The organism is Vibrio sp. 10N.222.46.A1 (genome assembly GCF_041473595.1).
In the GTDB taxonomy this organism is placed as follows: domain Bacteria; phylum Pseudomonadota; class Gammaproteobacteria; order Enterobacterales; family Vibrionaceae; genus Vibrio; species Vibrio tasmaniensis_A.
Genome location: NZ_JBFRSN010000052.1, coordinates 1 through 8,641, shown reverse-complemented (window position 1 = coordinate 8,641; position 8,641 = coordinate 1). Strand labels below are relative to the sequence as shown.

Genomic DNA, 8,641 nt, shown 5'->3' with positions numbered 1-8,641 from the left:
AAAATTAGTATCACTCAAACTAATCATTGAGTGGCAACAAGACAAAATTCAGTATATTCCAGTATCGTAACTTATCGTTAGAGTTCTTATTCTCGGCTGAATGTTAGTCACGTTAATTGTTGCAAGGTTACCACTTAAGTTATTGATTAAATGGTAATGTTTTTACTTTCAATTGAGTTGTTTTATCTTAGGACTCATTAATCTTAGTCTCTATTCCAAATTTACACACTGCACATTTAGAATGACATTCCAATTAGTATTAGACGCTATCATTTATCCTCGTTGTCCTACATAATATCTTTCAGCCATACAAAGAGATGGTGTCATGCTAGGTTAAAAAAATGAGCCAAAGTAGCTCATATAAAACGAGAAAAATATGAAACGTTTACTTATATTATTGGGAGTTGCCGTGTTTTCTGCGTCTGCTCTCTCCCACGGTACCCACGTCCTGAATGGCTATTGGGAATATCAGGATTACCTCACTAAATTTCCAGAGCAAAAAGCATTGACCGATAAAATGGTTGAAGCTGTGCAAAATCCCCCTGTGCCATTGAGGCAAGTTCAGGATGAACCTATCACGATTTCAGTTGTGTACCCGGGGCAACAGATCTCTGATTATTGGGTTCGTAATATCCAAGCCTTTGAGAAACGCCTAGATAAATTGAGGATCAATTATCAAATAAATCAGGTTTTTACTCGTGATAATGCTAACCCCTCTCAGCAGAGTATCTCTTTGCAAGAAGCGATTGAAAATAAAACGGATTATTTGATTTTCACGTTAGAGACGACGCGACACCGTAAGTTTATTGAACATGTGTTGAGCTCAACGGACACCAAGTTGATTTTGCAAAATATTACCACACCAGTACGTGCATGGGCCGATAGGCAGCCGTTCATGTACGTGGGTTTCGACCATATGACGGGGAGTTTAAAGCTAGCGGATTACTTCAAACAAGTGAGTGAACCGGACAGCAAGTATTCTGTGTTATATCGTTCTGAAGGTTATATTAGTGATGCTCGTGGAGATACCTTTATCCATGATGTGAATTCTGATACTAACTTTGCTCTTAAGTCGTCGTTTTACACAAAATCAAGTAAAGAGAGCGGTTACCAAGCAGCTAAAATCAGCCTAGCTAACGATAAGGATCTAAACTTTATTTATGCATGCTCAACGGATGTTGCTCTGGGCGCAGCAGAAGCTATTCGAGAATCTGGTCGAGATGTCTTAGTTAATGGCTGGGGAGGCGGCTCTGCAGAATTGGAAGCTATAGCAAGGGGCGACTTAGATGTTACGGTCATGCGCATGAATGATGATACGGGTATTGCGATGGCAGAGGCAATTAAATGGGATCTTACCGGGTTGGAAGTTCCTACCGTTTATTCAGGTGAGTTTGAAATTGTGACTAAAGAGGATTCTCCAGATCGTATTTTAGAACTTAAGCAGCGAGCATTTAGGTACTCAGACCAATAATGAAAAAAAGCTACGCCATTACACCAAAGAACACTTTAGCCAAATTAATTACGCGTATCATTATTTTAGTGATTGGCGTGATGGCGCTTGGCGTGCTTATTCATAACTATGAAACAAGCAGTAGGATCGTTAAGCAAGAGACGAATAGAACGGTTAAGCAAACTTCTAGCTTGATCCAAAACATGTTCGATTATCGATTGTCAGTGCTGCAAATCCATCAAGACAGTAGCTCACACAGTGAAACTTTAAGGGAGTATTTTGATACCAACAATGAAGAGGCTCTGAGCTACTTTTTTTATGGTGTTGACCAACGTGAGCCTGATTATGCTCCTGATTTGCGTTTTGTTTCAACTTATAATGGTTTAGCTTGGGAAGATGGCAATGGGCAGTTCTATGGTTTGGATGAATCTAGTTTAAAACATATATCTGATGAGGTCGCTTTTAGCAGTAACTGGCACTTCATTCAGCTGACTACGGATATCGGTAAGCGTCATTTGTTGGCTCGTCGAACCCCTATTGTTGATAACAAAACCGGTGAAGTTCTAGGGCAGCTTTATGTCGCTATTGTGCTCGACAACAATTTTTCATTGGCTGAATCTATCCAGCAAGGCAGCAATTGCGAAAATATCGTTATTGAAGCGCATGGTACTCCGGTGACATCGACATTCAGTGGCGATGAAAGCTATACGATAAAAGACGTCCTCAGCTATGAAATGTACGAGCAGCTACCTCGTCATTTCGTCACTATTGCAACCATTAAGATCAATGCTGTTGAAACCCCCCTAACCATTCGCGCGATCCAGAAAAACACTAACCTCATTGCACTCGAAGATAATTATGAACGTACCATCATTGTTATGATTGTGGTGATCATCATCATGTCTTTCCTTGCGCGATCTTGGATTCAAAGAAGAGTCGCGGCAGAACTTGATAAGTTAATGGAATTCACTCGTTCTGCAAGTGGTAATGAAGAGTTCAGCAAGTTTGATGGTTCAAATATTTTCGAATTTCACCACATTGGCTGCACGTTGGAAGATACTTTTGAGCGCTTATCTGAGCAACACCAAAAATTTCAAGATCTGTTTAATTTTGCGCATTCTCCAATTTTGGTTTGGTCCGAAAAAGGTGACTTAATTCAGATGAACCCAGCGGCTCGTATGGCGCTATTTGATGAAGATGATAACTATGGTGCAATGGCTCGAGAGTTTGAGCTCCGTATGTTGCCGAATATCCAGATGGTGGTTCAAGGCTCTAAACTAACGGGCATTAACGTGCCAATCGGCGAGAAGGTTTTTCGCTGGAACATGTCTGCAATCCGAGTTGAACACGGCATTACCGGTGTGGTGGTGCAAGGTCAAGATATTACTAAACTTATAGAAGCAGAAAGACAGGCAGATCGAGCGCGTGAAGAGGCAGAGCATCTTGCCAGTGTGCGTGCAGACTTCCTCGCTAAAATGAGTCACGAAATTCGTACGCCATTGAATGGTATCCTCGGTGTCTCTCAGTTGCTTAAACGTTCAATACACGATGAAGATAACCGTGATCAGGTTGATGTACTTTGCCATAGTGCAGAACATCTACTGGCGGTACTAAACGATATTTTGGACTTCTCTAAGATAGAGCAGGGACAATTTAATATTCAGAAGAAAGATTTCCTCTTAGGAGAGTTAGTTAACACCTTAGATAGCATCTATCGCCCACTTTGTGAGGATAAATCCGTCGAGTTCACCATTGTGAATCACTTGGTTGATGACATCAAAATACACACCGACCAGGTTCGCTTGAACCAGATCATGTTTAATTTACTGAGCAACGCCCTTAAGTTCACTCATCAAGGCAGTATTTCCGTCAGTTTTGAAATCGAAAGTATCTTGAATACTGATTACGCTAGCTTGATTGTTCGAGTAAAAGACAGTGGCATCGGTATTGATGAGAGTAAGATCGATGCTATTTTTGAACCTTTTGTTCAAGCAGAAGAAACGACGACTCGGGAGTATGGCGGTTCAGGACTTGGGCTTACGATTGTAAAGAATCTTGTCGATATGCTGGAGGGAGACATTCAAGTCCGAAGCGTTAAAGATCAGGGGTCTGAGTTCATTGTAGAAATCCCAGTGGAGTTACACTCCAAGCCTCTGTTAGCCGACGTTAAGAAACAAGCCGACATGGAGCCTGAGGCGTTGTTTAATCGTTCGTTGAAAGTGCTGCTAGTGGAAGATAATCACACCAACGCCTTTATCGCACAGGCATTTTGCAAAAAGTATGGGATGGTGGTTACTTGGGCAAAAGGTGGCTTGGAAGCGATAGAGCTAGCAAAAAGCACGGTTTACGATCTTATCTTAATGGATAATCAACTCCCTAATCTGGGTGGAATTGAAACCACTCAGCAACTAAGAGAGCAAATTGGCGTAACAGCTCCGATTTATGCGTGTACTGCCGATGCTCAAGAGTCAACAAGAGAAAGGTTCATGGCTGCTGGAGCAAATTATGTGATCGTAAAACCGATAAAAGAAGCGTCGTTGCACAAAGCTTTTGTTCATTTCAAACAACTGTACTGGGATGATACTCAGCATTAAGTCGAAGCTAGAAAGTGAGTCACTGATTCAAGGAAACAACGGCTTACTCTTGCTGAAAAACAAGATACACTGCTTCAGATATGTACTTGATGGAGAAATATTAAATGGAACTGCAAACCTTATTGAATACTCTGGCTGATACCCCAGAAAGCGTGCAATTTGAAGACACAATAAAAGTGATAGAAGCTCATTATGATTTTGCTGAGAGTGAATTTCGTAATGGCGATGTAGTGAATGCCGCTGGGCAGAATAATGGTTCGTGTAAGATTTTTGCTTTTGGTTTAGAGCAAGGTCTATCTGCAGAGCAAATACTTGCTTGTTTTGGTCAATTTTATCGTAATGACGTATTAGGTTTTCCCGAGAACACTGACCATCAAAATATTCGTAACTTCATGACTCATGGCTGGAGCGGAGTACAGTTTTCTCAGCCTGCGCTGATTGCAAAATCGAAGTAACCACTAACTAGATAACTATTAGTAAGTAGTAAGTAGTAAGTAGTAGGTCGAAACTTAATGTCGTATCTTGAAGCGAGAGAACAACCTCTCGCTTTTTTGTATATGATGAACAGGCTCGTAAGCTGCTGAGTAGCTTTGTAAGCTATTGATTATGTTTGCAAGCTTTTGATTATGTATGAAAACTATTGACTAGGTTCGTAAGCTACTGAATAGGCAAGGCAGACAGGCATTTACGGCACATGCACGCACCAGTTTTTGGAATGTTGCTAGTATCACGCTTCTCTAACTCAAAACACCAACACGTCTCTTTACCCGCACTAATATCGCATTGAGCTGGCTCATGACACTGCGGACATTGGTGAGTCGAACTCTCGCCACTAAGGTTATCCATGACTGACGTTCGTTCGTCTTCAGATAAGCCTTTCCAACCTATAATTTCATCCATTGTTCGAAAGCAGCCACTGCACATTCCGCCATTATTTTTACAAGCCGCTCGGCAAGGTGTTTTCATCTATCTAACCCATGATTCATTTGGGCTGAAATGTAGCATATTTGTTTCCTTTTTAAGAGTCATCAAACCAAAAACACAAGGGTCTGTTGATCTTTCGAGCTGATTTTTGCAGCACTTTGTGGGAAATTTCTACAAGGCAGAGGCTTTGAAGTGTAGCTAGCCTACATGAGAAGCCGATAACACAGTAGAAATGAACCACAAAGGCTGCCCGAAGGGTTCGGTTAGAATCGTTTTATACTTTGTTAAGATGTATTTACTTAGAATGACTAGGCTACATACATCTTGCCGCGCCTAAAACGATTCTATCTCGAACAAAAATTTAACCACGAAAGGTCAACAGACCCTAAGTAAAATCGACAAATGACCTCGTAATTTAAAGGCTTTTCATGTAGCATCTCGCCCCTTTTGTTGAGTGGGGGATATTATGTTTATTGGGTTTGATTATGGAACAGCGAACTGTTCTGTCGCGGCGATGGTTGATGGAGAACCAAGCCTGTTACCATTAGAAGGTAGCAACCATTATATTCCCTCAACGGTATTTGCACCTACTCGTGAGAGCGTTTCTGAGCACCTATTTCGCCATTTGAATATCAAACCGAGTGATGCGATTGGTGAGCAGGTGTTGCGACGTGCTATCGCTCTGAACCGAGAAGAGAGTATCGACCTAGTGCCAGAAGACATGGCATTTGGTCAGGCTGCATTGGACCTTTATTTGGAAGACCCTCGTGACGTTTATTACGTTAAGTCCCCTAAGTCTTTCCTTGGTGCCAGTGGATTGCATGATGTTCAGGTGAGTTTCTTCGAAGATTTAGTGTGCGCCATGATGGCGAATATCAAGCATCAAGCTGAAATCACGACTCAAGAGCCGATCAAACAAGCTGTTATTGGGCGACCAATTAACTTCCACGGTCGTGGTGGTGAAGAAGCAAACCGACAAGCCGAAGATATACTCTCACGTGCAGCCAAACGTGCAGGTTTCCTTGATATCGCTTTTCAGTTTGAACCGGTCGCTGCAGGCCTTGATTACGAAAGTACTCTGACTGAGAACCAAACGGTATTGGTTGTCGATATTGGTGGTGGTACCACCGATTGCTCATTGTTAGAAATGGGGCCAAGTTGGTCTGGTAAAGCGAACCGCACCCAAAGCTTGTTAGCACACAGTGGACAAAGGGTAGGGGGTAATGATCTTGATATTTACCTTGCCTTCAAACAATTGATGTCACCTTTCGGTATGGGTAGTAAGGGTATTTCGGGTATCGATATGCCGTTGACTCAATTCTGGAATCCAATTGCGATAAACAATGTAGAAGCTCAAAAAAACTTCTATTCAAGGGAAAACCTAGCCGCGTTAAAGTTACTTCGTAAAGAAGCTTCAGAGCCTCAAAAGTTAGACCGTTTAATGAAGGTCTATCACGATACTTTAGGTTACAGCATTGTGCGTCGGGCGGAAGAAGCCAAGATTGCATTGGCAGAATCCTCCCAATATCGAACAGCAATCAATGTTGCATCAGAGCTGATTGAAGTGGATATCTCCGTTGAGCAGATGATTGAAGCGATTGAAACGCCAAAATCTAAGATGATTGAATTGGTTAAAGAAGCGATTCAACAAGGTCAGAAAAAGCCAGATGTCATCTACATGACGGGTGGTTCTGCCCGTTCTCCTATTCTTCGAGAAGCAGTACAACAAGCCGTACCGAATGTGCCAATTGTGAGTGGTAACTATTTTGGTTCCGTAACTTCAGGCCTAGCACGTTGGGCTGAGGTTTGCTTCAAATAAGAATGTACTAACTTGTATTAGGGCAACCAGTCACGGATTGGTTGCCCTTTTTTTGTATTTTCTCTAGTGAACTTTCAATAAAGCAATAGCCAATAATTAATAAAGCAACTTATCCTAGTTCAAATTGGGAATTGTTTCACAAGGCTAAATATTTCAGTACGGCTCATTATGTTACAGGATGTTTCTAGGTTAATGGTATGTCGCAGAATGGTCTGGAAAGTCGTTTGTAGCTTAAGTGTCTAATGCTGTTTTTATGATTGGAAAATCAAAAAATCAAAGGTTTTTATATCAAAGAATACCAAAAATTAGCTTGAGGTTTGTTTTTAATACTTTGTTTTTAATGATGTTTTTTGTTTTTATAGCGCGATTTTTTTTATTTTATATATTTTAATGCAACTTTTTTGGCAGTCGTATATTAGTGTTTTCCCACTTGTTAAATGCAGGTAACAACCTCTTCGTAAGTACGAGGTTGTTATGGAATCACTCTCCCAGTTACAAATGGATATGACAATGAATAAGAAACTTTTAGCGCTAGCAATTTCTGGTGCAGTATTTGGTACACAGGCAGTTGCGGTAGAGCTTTATAACGAAGACGGTACAGCCTTCTCTGTTGGTGGTCACGTTTCTGTAAACCTGAATGGTTCAGAGAAAGGCGATACGGATGTTGGTACAAACTCACCACGCATCAACTTTAATGCTACGCAAGAATTAGGCAATGGCTTCACAGCTGACGCTAAAGGCGAATGGGCGCTTAATTACCTAAACGGTGGTGACGAATCGTTTACTACTCGTCTTGGTTACGTAGGTTTAACTCATGATGAGCTAGGTCGTGCTGTTGCAGGTACGCAGTGGGCGCCATACTACGATGTAGCTTCAGCTACTGATATGCCGATCGCTTTCGCGAACGATTTCTTATACGACAACCACGGTGCTCTAGGTACTGGTCGTGCAGACAAAATGGCAAGTTACCGCAACGGATTTGATTTTGGTGAAGCGGGTGAGCTTAGCTTTGGTCTAGGTTGGCAGGGCAGCAATGACGTAACGACTGACACTGAAAACGTTCTTGGTGGTGTTGTTGTTACTACTCGTTCAACGGTGTCTTACGATGACCGTATTCAAGCGACTCTTGGTTACTCAATCGCTGGTGTTAAATTGGGTTATGCCTTCAACACTGGTGACTTCAAAGAGGGTGGTGTTTCTAAGACGGCTGAATCTCACCTAGTTTCTGCTGCATACGGTTCTTACGGCTCAGGTTTATACCTAGCAGGTATCTACGCTTCAAACGAAAACATGAACGTAGGCCTTGAAGAAAGTGATGCATATGAATTGCTAGCGGCTTACGCTTTAGCGAACAGCTTAAACTTAAGCGTTAACTACGAAGTTGTTGAAGGCGAAGCGACGAAAGGCGCGGCAACACAAACTGACCGTGAAGAGCTAGCTCTACAAGCTGAATACAACTTTACGAGTAATGTTGTTGGCTACACTGGCTATCAGTTTGATCTAAACGATGCTGACAACAGAAAAACTGACGACAAGTGGACTATTGGTGCTCGTTTCTACCTATAAGTCGCGACTCATTGAGTTTGACCACTATTATGCATAGTGTTTACTCCTTAAATTTACCTTTTCGGATACTGTCCTAGACACCATGCTAAGCCCTCTCAAGCCTTTTGGTTTGAGAGGGCTGCTTTCGTTCTATACGCATCTGTTTTAGCTTTTCCTTCATGTTACCCAGCCATTTATTTCATCTACGTAGCTATGGTCTACGCAGCGATGATCTACGTAGCTAAGGCTCTTGTCATTAGTTCTTATACGTCGCGATCTTCGAATAAAAGTATTTAAATCATTTAATTG

General features: G+C 41.8%; 6 protein-coding genes. 5 read left to right on the top strand and 1 reads right to left on the bottom strand.

What is annotated here, in order from left to right; translation table 11 throughout:
- Positions 1-376: 376 nt before the first annotated feature.
- The 3 genes from AB4496_RS02275 to AB4496_RS02265 all read left to right on the top strand — a co-directional run bounded on the left by AB4496_RS02275 (position 377) and on the right by AB4496_RS02265 (position 4,499).
- The gene (locus AB4496_RS02275) at positions 377-1,471 is read left to right on the top strand and encodes a substrate-binding domain-containing protein (protein ID WP_009845673.1); all 1,095 of its coding nucleotides are present in this window, start codon (positions 377-379) and stop codon (positions 1,469-1,471) included.
- Positions 1,471-4,044 carry a quorum-sensing autoinducer 2 sensor kinase/phosphatase LuxQ gene (gene luxQ, locus AB4496_RS02270; RefSeq protein WP_009845672.1) on the top strand — a complete coding sequence of 858 codons (2,574 nt, stop codon included), beginning with the start codon at positions 1,471-1,473 and terminating at the stop codon, positions 4,042-4,044. The genes AB4496_RS02275 and luxQ overlap by 1 nt, the downstream gene beginning before the upstream one ends.
- Before the next feature lie 104 nt (positions 4,045-4,148).
- Positions 4,149-4,499, top strand: coding sequence for a HopJ type III effector protein (locus AB4496_RS02265; protein ID WP_009845671.1), 351 nt, complete (start codon positions 4,149-4,151; stop codon positions 4,497-4,499).
- A 202-nt stretch (positions 4,500-4,701) separates the two neighbouring features.
- Here the strand turns inward: AB4496_RS02265 and AB4496_RS02260 are convergent, their stop codons facing one another.
- Positions 4,702-5,010, bottom strand: a complete 309-nt coding sequence (locus tag AB4496_RS02260) for a DUF1289 domain-containing protein (protein WP_009845670.1) — start codon at positions 5,008-5,010, stop codon at positions 4,702-4,704.
- 424 nt (positions 5,011-5,434) lie between these two features.
- Here AB4496_RS02260 and yegD point away from each other — a divergent pair, with 424 nt between their 5' ends.
- Entirely contained in the window at positions 5,435-6,787 is a 1,353-nt protein-coding gene (yegD, locus tag AB4496_RS02255) for a molecular chaperone (protein WP_009845669.1), read from the top strand.
- 510 nt (positions 6,788-7,297) lie between these two features.
- Complete coding sequence (locus AB4496_RS02250) at positions 7,298-8,353, top strand: porin (protein ID WP_017097026.1); 1,056 nt, start codon at positions 7,298-7,300, stop codon at positions 8,351-8,353.
- Positions 8,354-8,641 lie beyond the last annotated feature (288 nt).